22 protein-coding genes are annotated in these 22,737 nt (G+C 64.1%); 6 read left to right on the forward strand and 16 right to left on the reverse strand.

Features of this window, described 5'->3' with window-relative positions; all coding sequences use genetic code 11:
- Positions 1-125: 125 nt before the first annotated feature.
- The gene (gene ispG / locus ACZXDY_RS14860; RefSeq protein ID WP_464346002.1) at positions 126-1,412 is read right to left on the reverse strand and encodes a flavodoxin-dependent (E)-4-hydroxy-3-methylbut-2-enyl-diphosphate synthase; all 1,287 of its coding nucleotides are present in this window, start codon (positions 1,410-1,412) and stop codon (positions 126-128) included.
- A gap of 270 nt (positions 1,413-1,682) precedes the next feature.
- On the opposite strand from ispG, the gene ACZXDY_RS14865 reads away from it, so the two are divergent.
- Positions 1,683-2,555, forward strand: a complete 873-nt coding sequence (locus ACZXDY_RS14865) for a sulfurtransferase (protein WP_464346003.1) — start codon at positions 1,683-1,685, stop codon at positions 2,553-2,555.
- Positions 2,556-2,694: 139 nt separating this feature from the next.
- Here the strand turns inward: ACZXDY_RS14865 and ACZXDY_RS14870 are convergent, their stop codons facing one another.
- A complete protein-coding gene (locus tag ACZXDY_RS14870; protein WP_464346056.1) occupies positions 2,695-3,570 on the reverse strand; it encodes a DMT family transporter in 876 nt (291 codons plus the stop codon).
- A 260-nt stretch (positions 3,571-3,830) separates the two neighbouring features.
- Positions 3,831-4,334 carry a Fur family transcriptional regulator gene (locus ACZXDY_RS14875; RefSeq protein WP_456641483.1) on the reverse strand — a complete coding sequence of 168 codons (504 nt, stop codon included), beginning with the start codon at positions 4,332-4,334 and terminating at the stop codon, positions 3,831-3,833.
- 153 nt (positions 4,335-4,487) lie between these two features.
- On the opposite strand from ACZXDY_RS14875, the gene ACZXDY_RS14880 reads away from it, so the two are divergent.
- The 4 genes from ACZXDY_RS14880 to ACZXDY_RS14895 all read left to right on the forward strand — a co-directional run bounded on the left by ACZXDY_RS14880 (position 4,488) and on the right by ACZXDY_RS14895 (position 9,073).
- On the forward strand, positions 4,488-4,967 hold the full coding sequence (locus ACZXDY_RS14880) for a MarR family winged helix-turn-helix transcriptional regulator (RefSeq protein WP_028168004.1): 480 nt from the start codon (positions 4,488-4,490) through the stop codon (positions 4,965-4,967).
- Positions 4,960-6,120 carry an HlyD family secretion protein gene (locus tag ACZXDY_RS14885; protein WP_464346004.1) on the forward strand — a complete coding sequence of 387 codons (1,161 nt, stop codon included), beginning with the start codon at positions 4,960-4,962 and terminating at the stop codon, positions 6,118-6,120. Before ACZXDY_RS14880 ends, ACZXDY_RS14885 begins: the two co-directional genes overlap by 8 nt.
- Before the next feature lie 223 nt (positions 6,121-6,343).
- A complete protein-coding gene (locus ACZXDY_RS14890; protein ID WP_456641485.1) occupies positions 6,344-7,909 on the forward strand; it encodes an MDR family MFS transporter in 1,566 nt (521 codons plus the stop codon).
- Between the two features lie 102 nt (positions 7,910-8,011).
- The gene (locus tag ACZXDY_RS14895; RefSeq protein ID WP_464346005.1) at positions 8,012-9,073 is read left to right on the forward strand and encodes an SDR family oxidoreductase; all 1,062 of its coding nucleotides are present in this window, start codon (positions 8,012-8,014) and stop codon (positions 9,071-9,073) included.
- 6 nt (positions 9,074-9,079) lie between these two features.
- Here the strand turns inward: ACZXDY_RS14895 and ACZXDY_RS14900 are convergent, their stop codons facing one another.
- The 10 genes from ACZXDY_RS14900 to ACZXDY_RS14945 all read right to left on the reverse strand — a co-directional run bounded on the left by ACZXDY_RS14900 (position 9,080) and on the right by ACZXDY_RS14945 (position 18,760).
- Positions 9,080-9,544, reverse strand: a complete 465-nt coding sequence (locus ACZXDY_RS14900; RefSeq protein WP_464346006.1) for an SRPBCC domain-containing protein — start codon at positions 9,542-9,544, stop codon at positions 9,080-9,082.
- Positions 9,545-9,554: 10 nt separating this feature from the next.
- A complete protein-coding gene (locus ACZXDY_RS14905) occupies positions 9,555-9,878 on the reverse strand; it encodes an ArsR/SmtB family transcription factor (RefSeq protein WP_130225373.1) in 324 nt (107 codons plus the stop codon).
- Positions 9,879-10,049: 171 nt separating this feature from the next.
- Positions 10,050-10,769 carry an HAD family hydrolase gene (locus ACZXDY_RS14910; protein ID WP_464346007.1) on the reverse strand — a complete coding sequence of 240 codons (720 nt, stop codon included), beginning with the start codon at positions 10,767-10,769 and terminating at the stop codon, positions 10,050-10,052.
- Positions 10,766-11,689, reverse strand: coding sequence for a CbbX protein (gene cbbX / locus ACZXDY_RS14915; protein WP_464346008.1), 924 nt, complete (start codon positions 11,687-11,689; stop codon positions 10,766-10,768). Before cbbX ends, ACZXDY_RS14910 begins: the two co-directional genes overlap by 4 nt.
- Positions 11,690-11,798: 109 nt before the next feature.
- Positions 11,799-12,224 carry a ribulose bisphosphate carboxylase small subunit gene (locus ACZXDY_RS14920; protein WP_464346009.1) on the reverse strand — a complete coding sequence of 142 codons (426 nt, stop codon included), beginning with the start codon at positions 12,222-12,224 and terminating at the stop codon, positions 11,799-11,801.
- Positions 12,225-12,236: 12 nt separating this feature from the next.
- A complete protein-coding gene (locus tag ACZXDY_RS14925; RefSeq protein WP_464346010.1) occupies positions 12,237-13,697 on the reverse strand; it encodes a form I ribulose bisphosphate carboxylase large subunit in 1,461 nt (486 codons plus the stop codon).
- A 32-nt stretch (positions 13,698-13,729) separates the two neighbouring features.
- Positions 13,730-14,812, reverse strand: coding sequence for a class II fructose-bisphosphate aldolase (fba, locus tag ACZXDY_RS14930; RefSeq protein WP_464346011.1), 1,083 nt, complete (start codon positions 14,810-14,812; stop codon positions 13,730-13,732).
- Positions 14,813-14,814: 2 nt separating this feature from the next.
- A complete protein-coding gene (gene tkt, locus ACZXDY_RS14935; RefSeq protein WP_464346012.1) occupies positions 14,815-16,839 on the reverse strand; it encodes a transketolase in 2,025 nt (674 codons plus the stop codon).
- Positions 16,836-17,711, reverse strand: coding sequence for a phosphoribulokinase (locus ACZXDY_RS14940; RefSeq protein WP_130225367.1), 876 nt, complete (start codon positions 17,709-17,711; stop codon positions 16,836-16,838). The genes tkt and ACZXDY_RS14940 overlap by 4 nt, the downstream gene beginning before the upstream one ends.
- A gap of 11 nt (positions 17,712-17,722) precedes the next feature.
- Positions 17,723-18,760, reverse strand: coding sequence for a class 1 fructose-bisphosphatase (locus ACZXDY_RS14945; protein WP_464346013.1), 1,038 nt, complete (start codon positions 18,758-18,760; stop codon positions 17,723-17,725).
- 154 nt (positions 18,761-18,914) lie between these two features.
- Here ACZXDY_RS14945 and ACZXDY_RS14950 point away from each other — a divergent pair, with 154 nt between their 5' ends.
- Positions 18,915-19,841, forward strand: a complete 927-nt coding sequence (locus ACZXDY_RS14950; protein ID WP_028167990.1) for a LysR family transcriptional regulator — start codon at positions 18,915-18,917, stop codon at positions 19,839-19,841.
- 129 nt (positions 19,842-19,970) lie between these two features.
- On the opposite strand, the gene pcaG is transcribed toward ACZXDY_RS14950, so the two are convergent.
- The 3 genes from pcaG to pcaF form a co-directional block, all read right to left on the reverse strand.
- Positions 19,971-20,576 (reverse strand): protocatechuate 3,4-dioxygenase subunit alpha, encoded by a 606-nt coding sequence (pcaG, locus tag ACZXDY_RS14955; protein WP_464346014.1) that lies wholly within the window; start codon positions 20,574-20,576, stop codon positions 19,971-19,973.
- Complete coding sequence (pcaH, locus tag ACZXDY_RS14960) at positions 20,573-21,277, reverse strand: protocatechuate 3,4-dioxygenase subunit beta (RefSeq protein ID WP_464346015.1); 705 nt, start codon at positions 21,275-21,277, stop codon at positions 20,573-20,575. Before pcaH ends, pcaG begins: the two co-directional genes overlap by 4 nt.
- A gap of 189 nt (positions 21,278-21,466) precedes the next feature.
- Positions 21,467-22,675: a 3-oxoadipyl-CoA thiolase gene (pcaF, locus tag ACZXDY_RS14965; RefSeq protein ID WP_027580801.1), complete on the reverse strand. Its 1,209-nt coding sequence runs from the start codon at positions 22,673-22,675 to the stop codon at positions 21,467-21,469.
- Positions 22,676-22,737: the final 62 nt, after the last annotated feature.

Consider the following 22,737-nt stretch of genomic DNA (forward strand, 5'->3'; position numbering starts at 1 on the left):
TTCCCGATTCTGGAATCCCTCACACCCGCCCCGAGTCAATCCGCCGCACCGCACCACATCTGTGCATGCCCTAGCGCGAAAGCGGGGACGACAGCGGAGAAGCGGGTGGTCGGCGGAGAGAACCGTTACTCCGCCGCGGTCACCGTGCTCGCGGGCACGCTGCTGCCCTGGCCGTAGCGCTGGTCGATGTAGTCGATGACCAGCGCCTTGAAGTCGGCGGCGATCGCGGGGCCGCGCAGGGTGCGGAACTTCTTGCCGTCGACGAAGACAGGCGCGGCCGGCGCTTCGCCGGTGCCTGGAAGCGAGATGCCGATATTGGCGTGCTTGGATTCGCCGGGACCGTTGACGATGCAGCCCATGACAGCGACGTTGAGCTGCTCGACGCCGGGATATTTCGTCTTCCAGGCCGGCATCTCGTCGCGGATGAAATCCTGGATCGAGCGCGCCAATTCCTGGAAGGTGGTCGAAGTGGTGCGGCCACAACCCGGGCAGGCCGCGACCAGCGGCACGAAGGTGCGGAAACCCATCGTCTGCAACAGTTCCTGCGCGACCTGGACTTCCAGCGTGCGGTCGCCGCCGGGCTCGGGCGTCAATGAGATCCGGATGGTGTCGCCGATGCCGTCCTGCAAGAGGATGCCGAGGGCTGCCGAGGATGCGACGATGCCCTTCGATCCCATGCCGGCCTCGGTGAGGCCGAGATGGATCGCGTAATCCGAGCGGCGCGCCAGATCCTGATAGACCGCGATCAGATCCTGCACGGCCGAGACCTTGGCCGACAGGATGATGCGGTTCTTGGGCATGCCGAGCTCTTGCGCGCGGGCCGCTGACAATAGCGCCGACTGCACCATGGCTTCGCGCGTCACCGCGCGGGCATCGCGCGGGTTCGGCGAGGCCGTGTTCTCGTCCATCAGCTTGGTCAAGAGTTCCTGGTCGAGCGAACCCCAGTTCGCACCGATGCGCACCGGCTTGTTGTTCTTGTTAGCGATCTCGATGATGTCGGCGAATTGCGAGTCGCGCTTGTTCTTGAAGCCGACATTGCCGGGATTGATGCGGTATTTGTCGAGCGCCTCGGCGCAGGCCGGATATTCGGCGAGCAGCTTGTGGCCGATATAGTGGAAATCACCGATCAGGGGCGTGTCGATGCCGCGCTTTCGCAGGCCATCGCGGATATGCGGGACGGCGGCAGCGGCTTCCTCGCGGTCGACCGTGATGCGGACCATTTCCGAGCCGGCGCGCGAAAGTGCTGCGACCTGGGCGATGGTGCCATCAACATCGGCGGTGTCGGTGTTGGTCATCGACTGCACGACGATCGGGGCGCCCCCGCCGACGGCGACATGGCCGACCATGACCTGGGTTGTCTGATGCCGGGGCGCTGGGCCGGCGACGTCGCTGAGAATTTCGGGCTTGTTCATGGCGTCTCGAATATCAGGTTTTGGTGACATTCACCAAGGGGGGCACGAAGGCGGGCTGGCGGTTTATTGGATCACATATTTTCTAACGGAGATTCAACAGCTTGCGCCTGAAAGCGGGATCGAACGCAAGACCGGCGGCCGTCCGATGGGCTGACCGGTATATCGGGGGAGGATTCGGGGGATTAAAGGGCCCGCGAACACGCGAGGACGGCTTTTCATCCCCTGCCGCGCGCCATACCTTGAAGCAAATACAACCCGCGGGAGGTGCAGATGGCGAGGGATGAGCTTATCACCACGGCGGAACTTGCCGATATCCTGCATCAGCCGGATCTTCGCCTCTTCGACTGTACGACCTATCTGGAGCCGGCGCCGGAAGGCAGCGGCGTTCCCTATATTGCGGTGCCGGGGAAAGAAACCTTCGAGGCCGGCCATATCGCCGGCGCCGATTTTCTCGACTTGCAGGGCGAATTCTCCGCTCCGAACACGGAACTGCGCTTCATGATGCCCCTCGTCGCGCAACTCGAAACCGCCTTCGGCCGCCACGGGATCGGTCCCGACAGCCGGGTGGTGCTGTATTCGATCGGCACGCCGATGTGGGCGACGCGCTTCTGGTGGATGCTGAAATCGCTGGGCTTCGACGGCGCCTCCGTGCTCGACGGCGGCCTGGACAAGTGGAAAGCGGAAGGACGCCCGCTCGAGACCGGCCCCGCCAAGGGCTATCCGCCCGCGACGTTTACCGCGAAACCGCGAGCGGGTTTCTTCGTCGGCAAGGACGACGTGCTCGCCGCACGAGGGGACCAAGGCACCGTCACCGTCAATGCGCTGGGTCCACAATTCCACGCAGGCCTCGAACCCAGCCGCTACGGCCGGCCGGGACGCATTCCCGGCAGCGTCAATGTGCCGGCGGCGACGTTGCTCGATCCCACGGCGAAGACGTTCATCGCGCGCGCGGACGCGGAAGCGAAATTCGCAAGCCAAGGCATCAGCAAGGACAAGCGCGTGATCGCCTATTGCGGCGGCGGCATTTCCGCCACGGTCGATTTATTCCAGCTCCATCGGCTCGGCTACGACAACCTGACTCTCTATGATGCCTCGATGGGCGAATGGGCCAAGGACGAGACCCTGCCGATCGAACGGGGATAGGCGCGCATCTTTCGTCGTCCTGGCGAAGGCCAGGACCCATAACCACAGGCGCGTGTCGTAGCGTGAGCAAGTAGTTGCTGCGGAGCATATCACAAAGACCTGTGGTTATGGGTCCCGGGTCAAGCCCGGGACGACGACATTACGCCGGCACATTGGGATCCGGCGTCACCTTCGGATCCGGCTTGTTCACGAGATAGAGGCCGATGATCACCAACAGCGCCGCGACGCCGAATACCGGCGTCAGCGTGTCATGCATGATGATATAGGCAGCGACGACGCCGAACAGCGGCGTGATGAAAGTGAAGGCCGACAGCTTGCTGGCGGAATACATCTTCACCATCGCAAACCAGATCACGAAGGTGCAACCCACCACCCAGATCGCCTGATACGCCATCAAGGCGAGCGACAGCGGGCTGGGAAAATGGGTGATGGTTTCGCCCGCAAGCCACGAGGCGATACCCAGGATCGGAATCGACAGGGCGACCTGATAGCCGAGCGCCTTTTCCGGCGCGGCCTTGCGCAGCGCTGTCCCCTTGGCGACCAGCGTGGTGGCCGCCCAAAGCGCGCCGCCGCCGACCACCATCAGATCGCCCAGCAAGACCTTGGCGTCGACATCCGGCTGCGGCACGCCGATCGCAAGCGCGACGCCGGCAAAGCTCAAGGCGAGCCCGCTCCATTGCAAGGCGGAGAGCCGCTCGCCGAGGAACTGATGGGAGCCGAATGCGACGAAGAACGGCGCCGTATAGAGGAAGACCGACGCGCGCGAGGCCGAGGTGAACACCAGGCCGCTGAAGATCAGCACGAACTCGATGCCGAACATCAAGCCCGCGGCCAGGCCGGCCAGAAGCGTGCCGTCGCGCTCGAAGAATTTGACGCCGCGCAGCCAGCCCACGATCAGCATCACCGGCAACGCGCCGGCGGAGCGGAACATCGCCTGCAGCATCGGCGGAATGTCGGGCAGCGCGAGCTTGACCGCGATCTGGTTGAATCCCCAGCTCACGCACAGCATCAGCATGATCGCGACCGCGCCCGGGGTGAGCGCGCGCCCGGTTGCGGCCACGCTGGAGATGGTTTGCGTTGACATGTTGCCTCGGTTTCCGGCTTGGCGCCGTGTTATCGTTTGGAATCCGGAGCAGGGGACTTCCGGGTTGCATGATCCGATCGGATCGGATCGTGATCTCATCTCTTTCTCTGAGCATGATCTCCGCGCAAACGCTTCGCGTTTGTCGCGAGGGAAAACCGGTTTCCACTTTTCCGGATCATGCTCAAATTCAATCAGACAACGGCCCTGGTTTCTTTCTGGCAATGCGCGCAAGTGCCGGCGATCTCGACCACTGACAGCTTCGGCGCAAAGCCCGCGGCGCGCGCCGCGGCCTTCAGGCTCTGTGCCACCGGCGCCGCCGGAATTTCGCCGACCGCGCCGCAGCGATCGCAGATCAGGAATGCCACCATCGAAGTCTCGTCGTGATCATGCGCGCAGGCCAGAAACGCGTTCCGGCTTTCGATGCGGTGGACGAGGCCGTTCTCCATCAGGAAATCGAGCGCGCGGTAGACGGTGATCGGCGCCGGGCGCGGCATCGACTTGGCGAGCTCGTCAATCACCTCATAGGCGCCCAGCGGCCGGTGGCTGGACAATAGCGCCCCGAGCACCTGACGGCGGATCGGCGTGAACTTCTGCGCCCGCCGCGCGCAGACCTCCTCGGCATGCGCGATCCCTTCCGCAGTGCAGCGGCCGTGATCGTGGTCAGGTGCGGGAAATGTGGGTTTTGCCAACGTCATATGCACCATTTTAGCAGCCTGACCGGCGATCCCAAAGCCCCGGGGCTCGCCCCGTTCCCAGCCATGTTCTGGAAGCGGAGCTGCCTTCCGTTAACCGGACATGCGGAAATCATAAGCTAGCTTATTATAGCCAAAGCTTATGGAGGGTAGATTATGCCGGGGTCCGTCGACGCGAACTTCATGTTCACGCTCGGTGAATTGTTTCGCCTGATCCGCGTCTACGCGGACAAGGAGGCCGCGCGCTACGGAATTACCCGCGCGCAGTGGGCGGTGCTGACCAAGGTCGAGCGCAGCGAGGGAATGAAGCAGACCGAGCTTGCCGAGTTGCTCGAGATGCAACCGATCACGCTGACCCGGCTGATCGACAAGCTCTGCGACAATGGCTGGATCGAGCGCCGCGGCGACGAGAATGACCGCAGAGTCAATCGCCTCTATCTGCGCAAGGCGGCGCGCCCGCTGCTCGCCAAGCTCGCCGGCCTTCGCTCCGAACTCACTGCAACCGCGCTGGAAGGCATCAGCCCCGCCGATGCCCACCGTCTGCTCGCCCAACTCGAATCTATCAAGGAAAACGTCCGCAATGCCATCCAGACCCCGGCCGGCGAATCTCCCAGAAAAGAGCAGCGCTATGGCTGATCCCGTACTGAAACTCGCGCCCGAGCAGAGGGACAATCCGGCCTCGGCTCCAGCGAAGACCGATCAGCCGCGCGGCCTGATGGCGGGCTTGCGGCGCTATCGCCGATTCCTCCTCCTCGTCGTGTTGCCGCTGGTGGTGCTGGTCGGCGGCGTCGTCTTCTATCTCAACGGCGGCCGCTACGTGTCGACCGACGACGCCTATGTCGGCGCACAGAAGGTGCTGATCACGCCCGACATCTCCGGCAAGATCGAGAAGGTCGTGGTCAAGGAAGGCCAGCAGGTCAAGCAAGGCGACGTGCTGTTCGAGATCGACCCGGTGCCGTTCCGCCTTGCGGTGGACCAGGCCAAGGGGGCGCTCGATCAGGCACGCACGAACTATGACAATTTGGTCGCCAATATCAAAATCTACGGCCAGATGCTCGATCTGGCACAACGGGGGGTCGACCTGAAGCAGCGGGACGTCGACCGCAAGCAGTCGCTGGTGAAGAGCAATTTCGGTTCGCAGCTCGACCTCGACAATGCCGCGACGTCGCTGGTGACGGCGAGCGCGCAGGCCGAGTTCATCAAGCAGCAGATCTCCAGCTCCAAGGCGCAACTGCTCGGCAATCCCGACCTGCCGCTGGAGCAATTCCCGCCTTATGCGCAGGCGAAGGCCAAGCTCGATGAGGCCCAGCGCAACCTCGACCACACCGTGATGCGCGCGCCGATGGCGGGCACCGCCACCCAGGTCGAGCAGATCCAGCTCGGCCGCTTCATCGCCGCCGGCACGCCGGTGTTCTCCATCATCGACGTGGCGAACCCCTGGGTCGACGCCAACCCGAAGGAATCCGACTTCACCTATGTCGCGATCGGCCAGCCGGTCGACCTCGAGGTCGACGCGTTCCCGAACCATTTGTTCAAGGGCACGGTCGGCTCGCTCTCGCCCGGCACCGGCGCGCAATTCGCGATCCTGCCGCCGCAGAACGCGACCGGCAACTTCGTCAAGGTGGTGCAGCGCGTGCCGGTCAGGATCTATTTCGATAAGAACGACAAGATGGTGCGCAAATTGAAGGCGGGCATGAGCGTCTACGCCACCATCGACACCAACCATCGCCGCACGCTGTCCGGCCTGCTCGGCCTGTCCTCGGCCGCAGCGACCCACGAGCAGGACTAGGTCTAATGAAATCAGGTCGAGTTGGTGCGGCATCGGAACTCGCCACCTCTCCTATCGGGAGAGGTCGGATCGCATCGCAAGATGCGATCCGGGTGAGGGGTTGCGCTCTCTCGTGGGACCTGATCCCCCTCACCCGCGCCTTCGGCGCGACCTCTCCCCGGCGGGGAGAGGTGGTGCCCGCGGCCCGACCGATTCAACCAACCAGCACCAGGCGATAGAACAGATGTCGACGGCGGCCCCCTCGCCCAGCATGGTGCCCGGCCTGCGCCGGAACATGGTGACGGTCTGCGCGATGACAGCGACCGTCATGCAGGCGCTGGACACCACCATCGCCAATGTCGCGCTGCCCTATATGCAGGGCACGCTGTCGGCATCGCAGGACCAGATCAACTGGGTGCTCACGTCCTACATCGTGGCGGCCGCGATCATGACCGCGCCGGTCGGCTGGATCGCCAACCGGTTCGGCCGAAAGCGCATCTTCATCATCTGCTCCGCCGGCTTCACCGTGGCTTCCGTGCTGTGCGGCCTGGCGCAGGACATCAGCCAGATGGTGCTGTTCCGCCTGCTGCAGGGCGTGTTCGGCGCAGCGCTGGTGCCGCTGTCGCAAGCCGTGATGCTCGACTCCTACGCGCTGCACGAACGCGCCAAGGCGATGTCGATCTGGGGCATGGGCGTGATGATGGGCCCGATCATGGGACCCTCGCTCGGCGCCTGGCTGACCGAGACCTATTCCTGGCACTGGGTGTTCTTCGTCAACCTGCCCTTCGGGGCCATCACCGTGCTCGGCCTCATCATCTTCATGGACGAGACCAAGCAGAACCTGGAACTGCGCTTCGACTGGTTCGGCTTCGGCGCGCTCGCGGTCGCGATCGGCTCGCTGCAGCTTGCGCTCGACCGCGGCGAGCAGCTCGGCTGGCTCGAATCCAACGAGATCATCGCCGAGTTCATCATCAGCGGCATCGGTTTCTATTACTTCTTCGCCCATTCGTTCACGACGTCGAAGCCGTTCATCCGGTTCGAGCTGTTCAAGGACAGGAATTTCGTCGGCGGCTGCGTGTTCATGACCGTGATGGGGCTTGTGCTCTACTCGACCATGGCGCTGTCCTCGCCTTACCTGCAGAACGTGATCGGCTATCCCATCATCACCGCCGGTGTGCTGCTGGCGAGCCGCGGCTGCGGCACCTTCGTCGCGATGATGCTGGTCGGACGCATGATGCGCTTCATCGAGGCGCGCACGCTGATCATCTCCGGCCTGGCACTGACCGCCGCGTCGCTGTTCGTGATGACCGGCTGGACCGACCAGACCAGCGCGACCGAGATCGTGGTCGTGAGCATCGTCCAGGGTTTCGGCTTCGGACTGGTGTTCGTACCGCTCTCGACCGTGGCGTTCCTGAGCTTGCCCAATCACCTGCGCACTGATGGCACCTCGATGCTGACGCTGCTGCGCAACGTCGCCAGCTCGATCGGCATCTCCATCGTGATCGCGCAGCTCACGGAAGGCTCGCGGCGCATCTACGCGACGCTGTCCGAGCACATCACCCCCTTCAACCATGCGCTGCAGATGCCCAATGTCAGTGGCATGATCAATCTCAACACCGACACCGGCCGCGCGATGGCGGATAAGATCGTCGCGGTGCAGGCGCAGATCATCGCGTTCGCCCACGACTACCAGCTCGTGATGGTGTTCATCCTGGCCTCGATCCCGCTTGCGATCATGATCGGTTCGACCAAGGCGGCGCTGCGGTCGCAGTCGCAGGCATCCTCGGACCATGCGGCGGTGATGGAGTAGTCGAGGCGAGGCTCGCTCACGAAAGAGTTATTCCCGGCGCGGCTGCCCTGGTTGATGCGTCGACCAATCCTATCTCCCACCGATATCACTGGAGGTTGGAACATGGCGGGTTCAGCGCTGGTCGTGGGCGCAAGCGGTATCGTCGGCAATAATCTGGTCCGGCACCTGCGTCAGCAGGAGTGGCAGGTCTACGCGCTGGCGCGCCGGCCACCAGCCAACATCGGCGCGCAGCCGGTGGCGGCGGACCTGCTGGACCCCGCATCGGTTCGCAAGGCGCTACATGATCTGAGACCGACGGACGTGTTCATCTGCACGTGGTTGCGCCAGAACACCGAGGCCGAGAATATCAGGGTCAATTCTGCGATGGTGCGCAACCTGCTCGAGGCGTTGTCGCCTGCAGGCTCGGTCAGGCATGTCGCGCTGGTGACCGGGCTGAAGCACTATCTTGGTCCGTTCGAAAATTACGGCAAGGGCAAGCTGCCCGCCACGCCGTTTCGGGAAGACCAGCCCCGGCTCGAGATCGAGAATTTCTACTACGCCCAGGAAGACGAAGTGTTCGCGGCGGCTGGTCGCGACGGCTTTGGCTGGAGCATCCATCGGCCGCACACCATCATCGGCTATGCCGTGGGCAACGCGATGAACATGGGCGTGACGCTCGCGGTCTACGCCACCATCTGCCGCGAGACCGGACGTCCGTTCCTGTTTCCGGGCTCCGCGACGCAGTGGAATGGTCTTACCGATATGACGGATGCGCGGCTGCTCGCACGCCATCTGGAATGGGCGGCGACAACGCCGGCCGCCCGCAATCAGGCGTTCAATGTCGTCAATGGCGACGTGTTTCGCTGGAGCTGGATGTGGCAGCGGCTGGCCGACTGGTTTGGACTAAAGCCGGCGCCATTTCAGGGCGAAGGAATTCCGCTGGAGCGACAATTGGCCGATGCGGGCCCGATCTGGTCCGACATCGCCAGAAAATATCGGCTGGCCGAGTCCGATCTCGGCGTGCTCACCTCGGCCTGGCATACCGACGCCGACCTCGGTCGCCCGATCGAGGTCGTTACCGATATGAGCAAGAGCCGCAAGCTCGGCTTTCTCGATTACCAAACAACCGATGATAGCTTCTTCGATCTGTTCGCGCGTTTACGCGACGAGCGTCTCATCCCGTAAGACCGGCTACGCAAGCGCATCGAGCCGGGCGTAGCTGTCTTCCATTCCGTGCTCCATGCCGGTCGCCAGCATCGCCTCCCGCGTCGCTGCATCCGGCAGCGTCATTCGCATCGTCATCAAGGTGCCGCTGCCGTCGGGCGCGAAAATGGTCTCGACGTGATTGTCCGGCGTCGGGTCCGGCAGATGCATGCGCTCGACGTGGACGATGCGGCTGAACGGCGCGAGCTCCAGATATTCGCCGGTCAGATAGAACCCGCCGCCTTTGCCATTGCTCCACTCGTAGCGGATCTTGCCGCCAGGACGGGCTTCGCTGATGCAGACCGGCATGGTCCAGCCCGGCGGACCGAGCAGCCATTTCTGCAAGAGTTCCGGCTCGGTATGGGCGCGATAGACGGCTTCTGGCGGCGCGGCGAAGCGGCGGGTGACGATGACATATCGATCGCCTTCGGTCTTCAGCGTCAGTCTGGTCATGGGAAGCCTTTCACTTCTCGGTTTTCATATCGGCCAGAACCTGGTCGAGCCGGTCGTAATTCGCGTTCAGGGCTTGCCGTAGCATCGAAAGCCACTGGTCGATCTCGGCCACGGCGGTCGGCGCGAGCCGGCACGGTCGCTTGGTGCCTTCAACGCGGCGAATGATCAGGCCGGCGCTTTCCAGCACCTTGAGATGGCGGGAGATGGCGGGCTGCGTCAGCTCGAACGGCTCGACCAGCTCCATGACGGTCGCTTCGCCCAGCGCAAGGCGAGCCAGGATAGCCCGGCGGGTCGGGTCGGCGAGCGCTGAAAAGGCGGCGTCGAGGTTTGGCATATCGAGTGTCCATTATATAACTGTATTATTATATAACTGAATGCTGATAGTCAAGGGCCGTGGCCCGGGTGGAGCGAAGCGCAACCCGGGACATCTGCATCAACTTTGTGAGCGGCCCCGGGTTACGGCGCTCCACCCGGGCTACGGCGCTCCAGCTGGCACGCGGCAGCGTCAGCCGGCGATCTCGGTGAGTTCATCGACGGCGAGCAGCGCTTCCGAGCAATCATCGTCGCGGAAGTAGGCGCTGCGGGTGAACAGCACGGGAATGCCGGCGCGCGAGGCCGCGATCAATCCGTTGCGCGAGTCCTCGATGGCTATGCAGCGGGAAGCAGGGAGCGACAGTCGCGCCAGCATCATGAGATAGACGTCGGGTGCCGGCTTCTTCTCGGGCACATCGTCGCCCGCGACGATCGCCTCGAACCACTCGGCCCAATCCTCGCCCAGCGCCACCGACAGCAGCGCATCGATATTGGCATGCGAGGTCGTCGTCGCGATCGCCAGGCGCTGGCTGCGCCATCGGGCCTTCCGGAGCAAGGCTTCCACACCAGGCCGCAGCGGGCAGCCGCCCGTTGCGATCAGTTCGGCATAACGCGCAGTCTTGATCTGGTGCAGCTCCGCGATCTCGCGCGTCGACAGCAGCGGCATGGTTCGCTTGCGCATGGAAAACGCACGGATGCGCTCCTTGCCCCCGGCGACGCGCAGCAACTGTCCGTAGGTGGCTTGGTCCCAGTACCAGTTGAGGCCTGCGCGCGAGAACGCCTCGTTGAAGGCGCGGCGGTGCACCTCCTCGGTCTCGGCCATTGTGCCGTCGACGTCAAAGATCAGTGCGTGGGCGCGGGCAAGGAGGTCTCCGAAGGCCGCCGCCCGCACGGCTGTCAGCGTCTCGCTCATGTCTCCTTGTCCGTCGCGCCTTTCGAAAAGACCCGGCTCGCCAGCACATCGCCGGCCTCGATCGACATCACGTCGTCGGCCGTGAGCACCCGGTCCAGCCGGGAAACGATGCGGTTGGCCTGGCGCAGCCGGATACGATCCAGCGCATTGCGGATCGAGCGCGCGTTGGAGAACAGCGGCTGGGTCTTGCGCACGGCGATGTAGCGGATGAAGGCATCGCGTGCCGCCGCTGAGAAGTGGTAGTTCTGCTGCTGCAGCATCAATTCGGCGATCGCGAACAGCTCGGGGTCGGAATAATCGGGGAAGTCGATGTGATGGGCGATGCGGGAACGAAAACCCGGATTGCTCTGGAAGAATTTCTCCATGCGGTCGCCATAGCCGGCGAGGATCACGACCAGATCCTCGCGCTGTTGCTCCATGATCTGCAACAGGATCTCGATCGCCTCCTGGCCGTAGTCGCGCTCATTGTCGGGGCGATAGAGGTAGTAGGCCTCGTCAATGAACAGCACGCCGCCCATCGCCTTCTTCAAGATCTCCTTCGTCTTTGGTGCGGTGTGGCCGATATATTGCCCGACCAGGTCGTCGCGGGTGACGCTGATGACGTGGCCGCGGCGCACGAAGCCGAGCCGGTGCAGGATGCTGGCCATCCGCATTGCTACCGTAGTCTTGCCGGTGCCGGGATTGCCGGTGAAGGACATATGCAGGGTCGGAAAGGTGGTGGCGAGCGCCATCTTCTGCCTGATGCGCTCCACCAGCAGCAGCGCTGCGATCTCGCGGATGCGCGTCTTCACTGGCCTAAGGCCGATCAGCTCGGAATCGAGCTGGTCGAGCACGGCGCCGATGCCAAGATCGGCGAATTCGCGGCGGAGATCGACGGCCTCCAGCGGGCCTTCGTTGGTCTGTGGCTGTGGTTGCGTCATCCTGCTCTCGTGTCGAAAAGCTCCGTCGCCGCAACCTGGCGACGACGGAGAAGTGCATCCGGACCAGGTCGGCCGAGGGAGCCACCCGCCTGGCTTGAACCGGACGCGGTTAACGGTCTGCGTAGCGCTCGCCCTCCGGGCGTTCCGCCGCGTAAGCGTGTGTCGAATAGCGGAGGTTGCGACCGACGGATTCCTGCCGGTCGAGCCGGAAGCCGGGCTCGTTCGTGGGCCGGTTGACGATGAAGGAGATGCGCACGGACTCCCATCCGTGGCTCGAATCGAAGCCGGAGATCCGGATATAGCGGTCGCCATACACGCGCCGGCATTCGGCAAGCTCCCGCATGATACCCGCGGCGTCGCGCAGATCGAACATCGGCAGGCCCCACATCTCCCAATAGGTGTTGCGGGGATGCGGATCGTCGGTGAACTCGATGTTAACAGCCCAACCCTTGTCGAGACAGTACTGCACCTGCGCGGTGATCTGCTCGTCGGTGAGATCGGGCAGGAAGGAGAAGCAGCCCTGGGTTATGCGCATGATGTACCCCTTTCAGACCGCGACGCTCGGCGTCGGAACGAAGTCCGGCGCATCGGTCGATTCATAGTTGAAGGTGACGTCCTTCCAGACCTCGAGCGCCTCGCGCAGCGGCGTGCAGCTTTGCGCCGCCTTGGCCAGGATCTCTGGACCTTCATGGACGTAGTCGCGCCCCTCGTTGCGGGCGAGGATCATCGCTTCCAGCGCGACGCGGTTGGCGGTGGCACCCGCCTGGATGCCCTGCGGGTGACCAATGGTGCCGCCGCCGAACTGCAGCACGACGTCCTCGCCCAGGAGGTCGAGCAGCTGATGCATCTGGCCGGCATGGATACCGCCCGACGCCACCGGCATCAGCTTGTTGAGGCTGGCCCAATTCTGGTCGAAGAACACGCCGTGCTCGAGTTGCATCGGATTGAAGTCTTCGCGGCAGATATCGTAGTAGCCGCGCGTGGTGTTCGGATCGCCCTCGAGCTTGCCGACCACAGTGCCGGCGTGAATATGATCCACGCCCGCGAGCCGCATCCATTTTGCGATGACGCGGAACGAGACGCCATGCGACCGTTGCCGGGTGTAGGTGGAATGGCCGGCGCGGTGCAGATGCAGGATCATGTCGTTCTTGCGCGCCCATTTCGCCATCGACTGGATCGCGGTGTAGCCGATCACAAGATCGATCATGACGATGGTCGAGCCGAGTTCGCGGGCGAAATCGGCGCGCTCGTACATGTCCTCCATGGTCGCCGCGGTGACGTTGAGATAGGTGCCCTTGATCTCGCCGGTCGCGGCCTGCGCGCGGTTGACCGCCTCCATGCAGTAGAGGAAGCGCTCGCGCCAGTGCATGAAGGGCTGCGAGTTGATGTTTTCGTCGTCCTTGGTGAAATCGAGTCCACCCTTCAGCGCCTCGTAGACGACGCGGCCGTAGTTGCGGCCGGAGAGGCCGAGCTTCGGCTTCACAGTCGCGCCGAGCAAGGGACGCCCGAACTTGTCGAGCCGCTCGCGCTCGACCACGATGCCGGTCGCCGGGCCCTGGAACGTCTTCACATAGGCAACCGGAAGCCGCATGTCCTCGAGCCGCAGCGCCTTCAGCGGCTTGAAGCCGAAGACGTTGCCGATGATCGAGGCAGTGAGGTTCGCGATCGAGCCCGGCTCGAACAGATCGAGGTCATAGGCGATGTAGGCGAAATAGCTGCCTGGCGAACCCGGCACCGGATCGACGCGATAGCATTTCGCGCGATATTTTTCCGCCGCCGTCAGACGATCGGTCCACACCACGGTCCAGGTCGCGGTGGAGGATTCGCCTGCTACCGCCGCGCAGGCTTCGGTCGGATCGACGCCGTCCTGCGGGGTGACGCGGAACAGCGCGATGACGTCGGTGTCCTTCGGCTGGTAGTCGGGCTCCCAATAGCCCATGCGCTTGTATTCCATCACGCCGGATTTGTAGCGATCCTTGCCGCGCAGGGTCATCGACTGCATGTTCATATGGTCCTCCTGAAATTGTTCCGGCGTGCCCCTCACGCTGCTTCGGTCATCGCCCCAATTTGCGGATCGAGCGCGCCGGCGCGGTAGCGCCTCGCCATCTCGGACAGCGGAATCACCTTGATCTTTGCGGCATTGCCCGCCGTGCCGAACTGCTCGAAGCGGTCGCGGCAGAGGTCGCGCAAGGCTTCCATCGCCGGTTTCAAAAACTTGCGCGGATCGAATTCGCTTTTCGATTGGGTAGCGACCTTGCGGAAGGCCGCGGCCATCGCGAGCCGGCAATCGGTATCGATATTGACCTTGCGGACGCCGTGCTTGATGCCGCGGACGATCTCCTCGACCGGCACGCCCCAGGTCTGCGGCATCTCGCCGCCGAACTGGTTGAACATGTCCTGCAATGGCTGCGGCACCGAGGACGAGCCGTGCATCACCAGATGCGTATTCGGTAGCCGCTGATGTATCTCCTCCACCACGCGCATCGCGAGGATGTCGCCGTCGGGCCGCCGCGTGAACTTGTAGGCACCATGCGAGGTGCCCATTGCGATCGCGAGCGCATCCACCTTGGTAGCGCGGACGAAATCGACCGCCTGGCCCGGATCGGTGAGGAGCTGGTCATGGCTGACCTTGCCTTCGACGCCATGGCCGTCTTCCTGCTCACCGCCGCCATGCTCGAGCGAGCCGAGCACGCCGAGCTCGCCCTCGACGGAGGCGCCGACCCAATGCGCGATGTCGACGACGCGGCGGGTAATGTTGACGTTGTAGTCATAATCGGCTGCCGTCTTGGCATCGGCCTTCAGCGAGCCGTCCATCATCACCGATGTGAAGCCATAGCGGATCGCGGTGGCGCAGGTGGATTCCTCGTTGCCATGATCGAGATGCAGGCACAGCGGCACGTCCGGATACATCTCCTCGAGCGCATCGATCATCTTCGACAGCATGATGTCACCCGTATAGGCGCGCGCGCCGCGTGAGGCCTGGATGATGACGGGCGCATCGCAGGCAGACGCCGCCTCCATGATCGCAAGGCCCTGTTCCATATTGTTGATGTTGAAAGCGGGCACGCCGTAGCGGCGCTCGGCGGCATGATCCAGCAGTTGCCTCAAGGTTATACGCGCCATGCTTATTTCCTTTCGCTTGCGTGCTGGATCACGCGCCTGGCCGCAGCCGCGACGGCGGCCGGCGTAATGCCGAACTCGCGGTAGAGCACATCAGCGGGCGCGGAGGCGCCGAAACCGTTCATGCCGACGAACTCGCCATCATCGCCGAGCCAGCGCGCCCAATCGCCCTCGATCGCGGCCTCGACGCCGACACGTGGCGCATCGCCCAGCACCTTGGCCTGGTAGTCGCGCGGCTGCTTCCGGAACAGATCGAAGCACGGGGCGGAAACGACGGCGGCACGGACATTCTCACTTCCGAGCAGCTTGGCCGCTTCGAGCGCGATCGAGACTTCTGAGCCGGTTGCAATCAGCGTGACGTCACGGCCTCCATCCGGCTCGATCGTCACATAGGCGCCAAGCGCGACGTGGTTGGTATCAGTAACATCGCGAAAAGCGGTCAGCGCCTGCCGCGACAGGCACAGGATCGACGGCGAGGTTTCGGCCTTCAGCGCGCAGTCCCAGGCTTCCGCGGTCTCGATCGGATCGGCGGGGCGAAACACCAGGAGATTGGGGATCGCACGGAGCGCAGCGAGATGCTCGACCGGCTGGTGCGTCGGACCGTCCTCGCCCAGCCCGATCGAATCGTGCGTCATGACGTGGATGACGCGGACGCCCATCAGCGCGGCGAGCCGGATCGCGGGGCGGCTATAGTCGGCGAACGCGAGGAATGTTCCGCCGTAGGGGACGAAGCCGCCGTGCAACGCGATGCCGTTCATCGCCGCCGCCATGGCATGCTCGCGGACGCCATAATGGATATAGCTGCCGTGCAGCCAGCCCGACCGCACTGGCACCTGTGATTTCGCCAGCGTGAGATTGGAGTGCGTCAGGTCGGCCGAGCCGCCGAGCAGGTTCGGCAGCGCTTCGGCGATCACATCGATCACCTGCTGCGACGCCTGCCGTGTCGCAAGCTTGGGACGCTCGGCCGCGAAACGCTCCTTCAGCTTCGCCATCGCCTCGGTATAGGCGCCGGGCAGCTTTTTGTTCAGCGCATCGTGGAACGGCGACCTCCCGCCGCCGTTGCAGGCGCTCCGTGAACGCTCGATCCAGGCGCGGCGCGCCGCCCGGCCGCGTGCGCCGATCTCGCGCCATTCGGCAAGCACGGCTGGCGGAACTTCAAATGGCTGGTAGCGCCAATCGAGCGCTGCCCGCGTTTTGGCGACCTCGTCCGATCCGAGCGGTGCACCGTGAACCTTCTCGCTGCCTTCCCGGTTCGGCGCGCCGAAGCCGATCACTGTCTGGCAGGCGATCAGCGACGGCAGGTCACTCTTCCTGGCTTCATCGATCGCCCTCGCAACCGCTTGCGGATCATGGCCGTCGATCCGGCAGGCCGACCAGCCGGAGGCCCTGAAACGCGCGAGCTGATGGTCGGAACAGGACAGTGACGTCGCGCCATCGATCGAGATCCGGTTGTCGTCGAACAGCACGATCAGCCGGTTCAACCGCAAATGCCCGGCGAGCGAGATCGCCTCGTGGCTGATGCCTTCCATCAGGCAGCCATCGCCGGCGATGACATAGGTGAAGTGGTCGACGAGTTCGTCGCCGAACCGCGCATTCATCAATCGCTCGGCGAGCGCCATGCCGACGGCGGTCGCGATGCCCTGCCCGAGCGGGCCGGTCGTCGTCTCCACGCCGGGCGTGTGGCCATATTCGGGATGGCCTGGAGTCGCCGATCCCCACTGGCGGAAGGCCTTGAGCTGATCCAGCGTGACGCCTTCATAGCCGGTCAGATGCAGCAGCGCGTAGAGCAGCATCGAGCCATGGCCGGCCGAGAGCACGAAACGGTCGCGGTCGGGCCAGGCCGGGTCATCGGGGTCGAATTTGAGGAAGCGCGAAAACAGCACGGTCGCGACATCGGCCATGCCCATCGGCATGCCGGGATGCCCGGACTTCGCCTTCTCCACGGCATCGATGGCGAGGAAGCGGAGGGCGTTCGCCATCTCGGCATGGCTGACTTGGGTGCGGCTGGCCACAGACGCAAGTGCGGTCATATCGTTCGCCTCTTTCGTTCCATCAGTTGCAGAATCAGCGGGGTGAGGATGAGCTGCATCGCCAGGTCGAGTTTGGCGCCGTGGATCACGATCGAATTGGCGCGCGACATAAAGCTGTGCGGGATCATCGAGAGCAGATAGGGAAAATCGATGCCACGCGGATTCTTCAGCCGGATCACGACCATCGATTCGTCCGGCGTCGGGATCCAGCGCGCGATGAACGGGTTCGACGTGTCGACCGTCGGCACGCGCTGGAAGTTGATGTCGGTCTCGGTGAACTGCGGGCAGATGTAGTTCACATAATCAGGCATGCGCCGCAGGATGGTGTCGGTCACTGCCTCCGTGGAATAGCCGCGGTGGCTGCGATCGCGATGCAGCTTCTGGATCCATTCGAGATTGATGACGGGGACGACGCCGATCTTGAGGTCGGCATATTTGGCAACATTCACCTTCTCGGTGACGACGGCGCCATGCAGGCCCTCATAGAACAGCAGATCGGAACTCTCCGGCAACGACTCCCACTTGGTGAAAGTGCCGGGATCGCCGCCGTAGAGCCGCGCCTCCTGCTCGTCGTGCACATAGTGCCGCGTCGTCCCGGTGCCGGACTCGCTATAGTCGCGGAACAGTTTTTCGAGCTCCTCGAACAAATTGGTTTCGGGGCTGAAATGGCTGAAATGCTTGTTGCCGCGCTCGGCCTCCTCGACCATCTTGCTGCGCATCTCGGCGCGATCGTAACGGTGGAAGGCATCGCCTTCGACATAGGCGGCGCTGACATTCTCGCGCCGGAAGATGTTCTCGAAGGTCTTCCTGACCGATGTCGTTCCGGCGCCGGAAGAACCTGTGACCGATATGATGGGGTGACGCCGCGACATGCCGGCCTCCTTCAGCGAAACAGTCCGCGGCGCGCGAACAACGGCGCGTCGGCGTTTTCGAACAGCGGCTCGACGCCCTCGTGCATCATATCGATGTCGCGCACGGTGCGCGGCGATCCCATGATCAAGGGCACCCGCTGGTGCGGCGTCCGCGCCGAAAGTTCGAGAATGCGGGCGCGCCCGCTGGAGGCGGCGCCATCAGCCCATTCCATGATCAGCGCCACCGGGTGGGCTTCGTAGAGCAGGCGCAGACGGCCTTCGCGGTAGCCCGGGCGCGCATCGGCTGGATAGAGAAACACGCCGCCACGGACCAGGATGCGGTAGGCTTCCGCCACCAGCGAGCCGATCCAGCGCATGTTGAAGTCGCGGCCGCGTTCGCCATTGGCGCCCGCGAGGCATTCGTCGATATAGCCGCGCACCGCGCCGCTCCAGTGCCGGCGATTGGAGGCGTTGATCGCGAACTCCGGCGTATCAGGCGGAATCCGGATACCGCGCCCGGTCAGCACGAATTCGCGCCGCGGCGGATACAGGGTGAAGACGTCGACGCGCTGGTCGAGCGCGAGCACCAGCACGGTCTGCGGGCCGTAGATGAAACAGCCGGCGGCAATCTGCGCGGTGCCGGGCTCGAAGAAGGTAGAGAGGATGTCGCGCGCCTTGGGCCGGATGGAAAATATGGTGCCGACCGAGATGTTGTTCGCAAGGTTGGCCGAGCCGTCGAGCGGATCGATCGCGACACAGAGCTGCGCCTCGGCGTCAAGCGTCTCCGGCAGATCCACTTCCTCCGAGAGCACGGCGGCCACCGGCGCTGTGCGCAGGGCGTCGCGCATCAGGCGATCTGCGACAACATCGATGTCCTTTTGGGTGTCGCCGGCCGGATTGACCGCACCGTCACGGCCGGTGATGCCGACCAGCGGGCCCGAGGCGATGATGCCTGCGAGTTCGACCGCGGCCGCTGCCAGCGCCTCGACCACCGCCACGGCTGCGGCGCGGACGGTGTCCTGACGCGCGGCGTCGTCGAGATAGGCATGCAATGCAGGAAGATGATCCACGGCCGCTCTCCCGTTCACCGAGCCCTCTCGACGGGGCTTCGCTTGAAGCGGCTCCGGAGCGGAGTCGCTGTCGCCACTATCAACACGCGAATTGCAGAATTAGTGAAATTTTAATATCTTAAGTGTGGCCAAAGTATTTTTTATGGAGGTACTCATGCCGGGACATTTCTCGCGCGACCTCACCATTCGTCAGCTGCGCGCGTTGACCGCCGTGCATGCGGCCGGCTCGATCACGGGCGCGGCCAACCGGCTCAACCTCACCCAGCCGGCGGTCACCCTGCAGCTTCGCAACCTGCAGGAGCTCGCCGGCCTGCCGCTGATCCAGCGCACCGTTGAAGGCATGGCGTTGACGGATGCCGGCCGCACCGTTCTCGCGCTGGTCGAGCGTATCGAATCCGCGCTCGCCGACTGCGAGCAGTCGCTCGACATGATCGCGGGCAAGAACGGCGGGCGCGTCGCGATGGGCGCAGTCAGCACCGCCAAATATTTCGTGCCGTTCGCGATCGCGGCGTTCTCGCAACGCTTCCCGAAGATCGACGTGACGCTCAGAATCGGCAATCGCGAGGACATCCGCGATGCGCTACGCGGCTACGATCTCGATATCGCCGTGATGGGGCAGCCGCCAGCGGACATCGAGGTCGAGATGCGCCCGCTCGGCAGGCATCCGCACGTGATCATCGCCGCCGCCGATCATCGGCTCAATGGAAAGAAGCGCGTCGCCGCGACCGATCTTGCCTTTGAAACCTTCATCACCCGCGAGCACGGCTCCGGCACGCGGCTGCTGATGGAGCAGTTCCTCCAGAAGCATCGGATCGAGCCCAAGGTCGGCATGGCCATGGACAGCAACGAGACCATCAAGCAGGCGGTGATGGCCGGGCTCGGCATCGCCTTCATCTCCCAGCACACCGTCTTCCACGAGTTGGAGGAAGGACGGCTGGTGGTGCTCAAGGTCGCGGGCCTGCCAGTGATGCGCCAATGGCACGCGATCCGCCGCGCCGACAAGATCCTGCTGCCGCCGGCGCAGGCGATGCTGGATTTCCTCGGAAAGGAGGGATCGCGCTATTTGCCGAATGTGCGGTGAGGCCTGCCGCGCAACCCAGCCGTCATACGCGGGCTTGACCCGCGTATCCATCCATCATCGCAAACGACTCATTGGAGATGGATGGCCGGGTCAAGCCCGGCCATGACGAGAGAATGCTGAGGCGTGACCTTAGACGTCGAAGAACACGGTCTCGTTGTCGCCCTGCAGGTGGATGTCGAGCACATAGGCCGGATTGGCAGCGCCCGCCTTGCGCTTGGCGATCAATGTCGCGCGGCGATCGGCCGGCACCAGCGCCAGCACGGGGTCCTCGGTGTTGGCCGTCTCATCATCGAAATAGATCCGCGTGTAGAGATGCAGCAGCATGCCGCGCGCATACACCGCGAGCAGGATGTGCGGCGCCTGCGGCTTGCCGTCGGGGTCGGGCACTTGCCCCGGCTTGATGGTGTCGAAGGAATAGCCGCCCTTGGCATCGGTGCCGACGCGGCCGAACCCCTTGAACGAACTGTTGGGCAGTGCGCGGGCATCCTGCGGATCGGAGAACCGGCCCTGCGCGTCGGCTTGCCAGATCTCCAGCATGCAGTCCGGGACCGGCGCGCCGTCGCCGTCGAATACCGTGCCTTCGACGCGGATGCGCTCGCCGGAAACGTCGGGGGTGATCAGGTTGTTGGTGAAGGCGTCGCTCCACGCGTACTCGCCGTTCGGCGTCAGGCCGTATTTGAAATACGGGCCGACCGTCTGCGATGGTGTGATGCCGTCCGGCCGCTGCTCGCTCACTGTTTATTCTCCATCGGCGTCGCGTTCCTGCCGCGCAGGACAATGTTGAAGCGGTAGCACAGCGCCCATTCCGGCTGGGTGTTCTCAAGGTCGAAGGAGGAGATCATCCGCGCGCGCGCCTTCTCGTCCGTCACCGAGTTGAAGATCGGATCGAACGGAAACAAGGGATCGCCCGGGAAATACATCTGCGTCACCAGGCGCGAGATGAAGGCATGGCCGAACACCGAGAAATGGATGTGGGCCGGGCGCCAGGCGTTGTGGTGATTGCCCCACGGGTAGGCGCCGGGCTTGATGGTGACGAACCTGTAATAGCCGCTCGCGTCGGTCTGCGCGCGGCCGGCGCCGGTGAAGTTCGGATCGAGCGGCGCCGGATGCTGGTCGACGACATGGACGTAGCGGCCGCAGGCATTGGCTTGCCACAGTTCGACCAACGCGTTGGGCACGCCGCGGCCGTCCTCGTCGAGCACATGGCCGTGCACGATGATGCGTTCGCCAAGCGGCTCGCCCTTGTGCTGAATGGTGAGGTCGTGATCGTTCTCGCGCACTGTTTCGTGGCCATAGACCGGACCGGTCAGTTCGGAGAGCGTTTGCCGGATCGGGATCAACGGCTTTTGCGGCGAGCGCTTGACCGTCGAGCGATAGCCCGGCGACAGCCGCGGCGGGTGCGCCGCGAGCGATTGCAGCGGATAGAGCAAGGTCATGATGATTTCCTCCCTGGCGCTCCTTGCCGGTGAGCCAGCCGTCAGATCATTATAGGATATAACTAATCCGGAAAAGCGGTGTTTTGCTTTTTCTATCCCGTCATTGCGAGCGAAGCGAAGCAATCCATCTCGCCGCTCGTGGAGGCATGGATTGCTTCGTCGCTCGCTCCTCGCAATGACGGAGAGAGGTCAGTTCAGCTTCTCGATCGCCGCCGCGACGCCCTGGCCGACGCCGACGCACATGGTTGCCAAGGCAAGCTTCCCGCCCCGCTTTTCCATGCCATGCACCGCCGTCAAGGCGAGCCGCGCGCCGCTCATGCCGAGGGGATGGCCGAGCGCGATCGCGCCGCCATGCGGGTTCACGAAGTCGGCATCCTCCTTGACCCCGAGCTGGCGCAGGCAGGCTATGCCCTGCGAGGCGAAGGCCTCATTGAGCTCGATCAAATCGAAATCAGTGATCTTGAGGCCGAGCCGCTCCATCAATTTGCGCGTCGCTGGCACCGGGCCGATGCCCATGATGCGCGGCGGCACCGCGGCGGACGCAAGCCCGAGGATGCGCGCCCGCGGCGTCAATCCGTGCTTCTTCACGGCGGCCTCGGAGGCAAGGATCATCGCGGCGGCGCCGTCATTGACGCCCGAGGCGTTGCCGGCCGTCACCGTGCCGGGGTTGCGCACTACCGGCTTCAGCTTGGCGAGGCCTTCCAGCGTCGTCTCCGGACGTGGATGCTCGTCCTTGTCAACGGTAATGGGGCCCGCCTTGCCACCCGGCGCGGAGACCGGGGTGATCTCCTCGGCGAAATAGCCGGCCGCGATTGCGGCACCAGCGCGCTGCTGCGAGCGGATCGCGAACGCATCCTGGTCGGCGCGCGAAACCTGGAATTCCTCGGCGACGTTCTCGCCGGTCTCCGGCATCGCATCGACGCCATACTGCGCTTTCATCAGGGGATTGATGAAGCGCCAGCCGATCGTGGTGTCGAAGATTTCGGCCGAGCGCGAGAACGCTTCCGCCGCCTTGCCCATCACGAACGGCGCCCGCGTCATCGATTCGACGCCGCCGGCGATCGCGAAGTCGATCTCGCCGGCGCGGATGGCGCGGCCGGCCGCGCCGACCGCGTCGAGACCGGAGGCGCAAAGCCGGTTCAGCGTCTGGCCGGGAACCGTATCAGGCATGCCCGCGAGCAGCAGCGCCATGCGCGCAACATTGCGGTTGTCCTCGCCGGCCTGGTTGGCGCAGCCGAAAAAGACCTCATCCACCTGCGACCAGTCTAGGTTCGGATGCTTGGCCATCAGCGCCTTGATCGGGGTGGCAGCGAGATCGTCGGTGCGCACCTTGGCGAGCGAACCGCCGAAGCGGCCGATCGGGGTCCGGACGGCATCGCAGATATACACATCACGCATTGATTTCTCTCCCTGATTGCCGCGGACTTGCGCGCTAGAGGCTTGGATTGATGGCGAGTTTT

This window comes from Bradyrhizobium sp. LeoB3 (assembly GCF_055456055.1).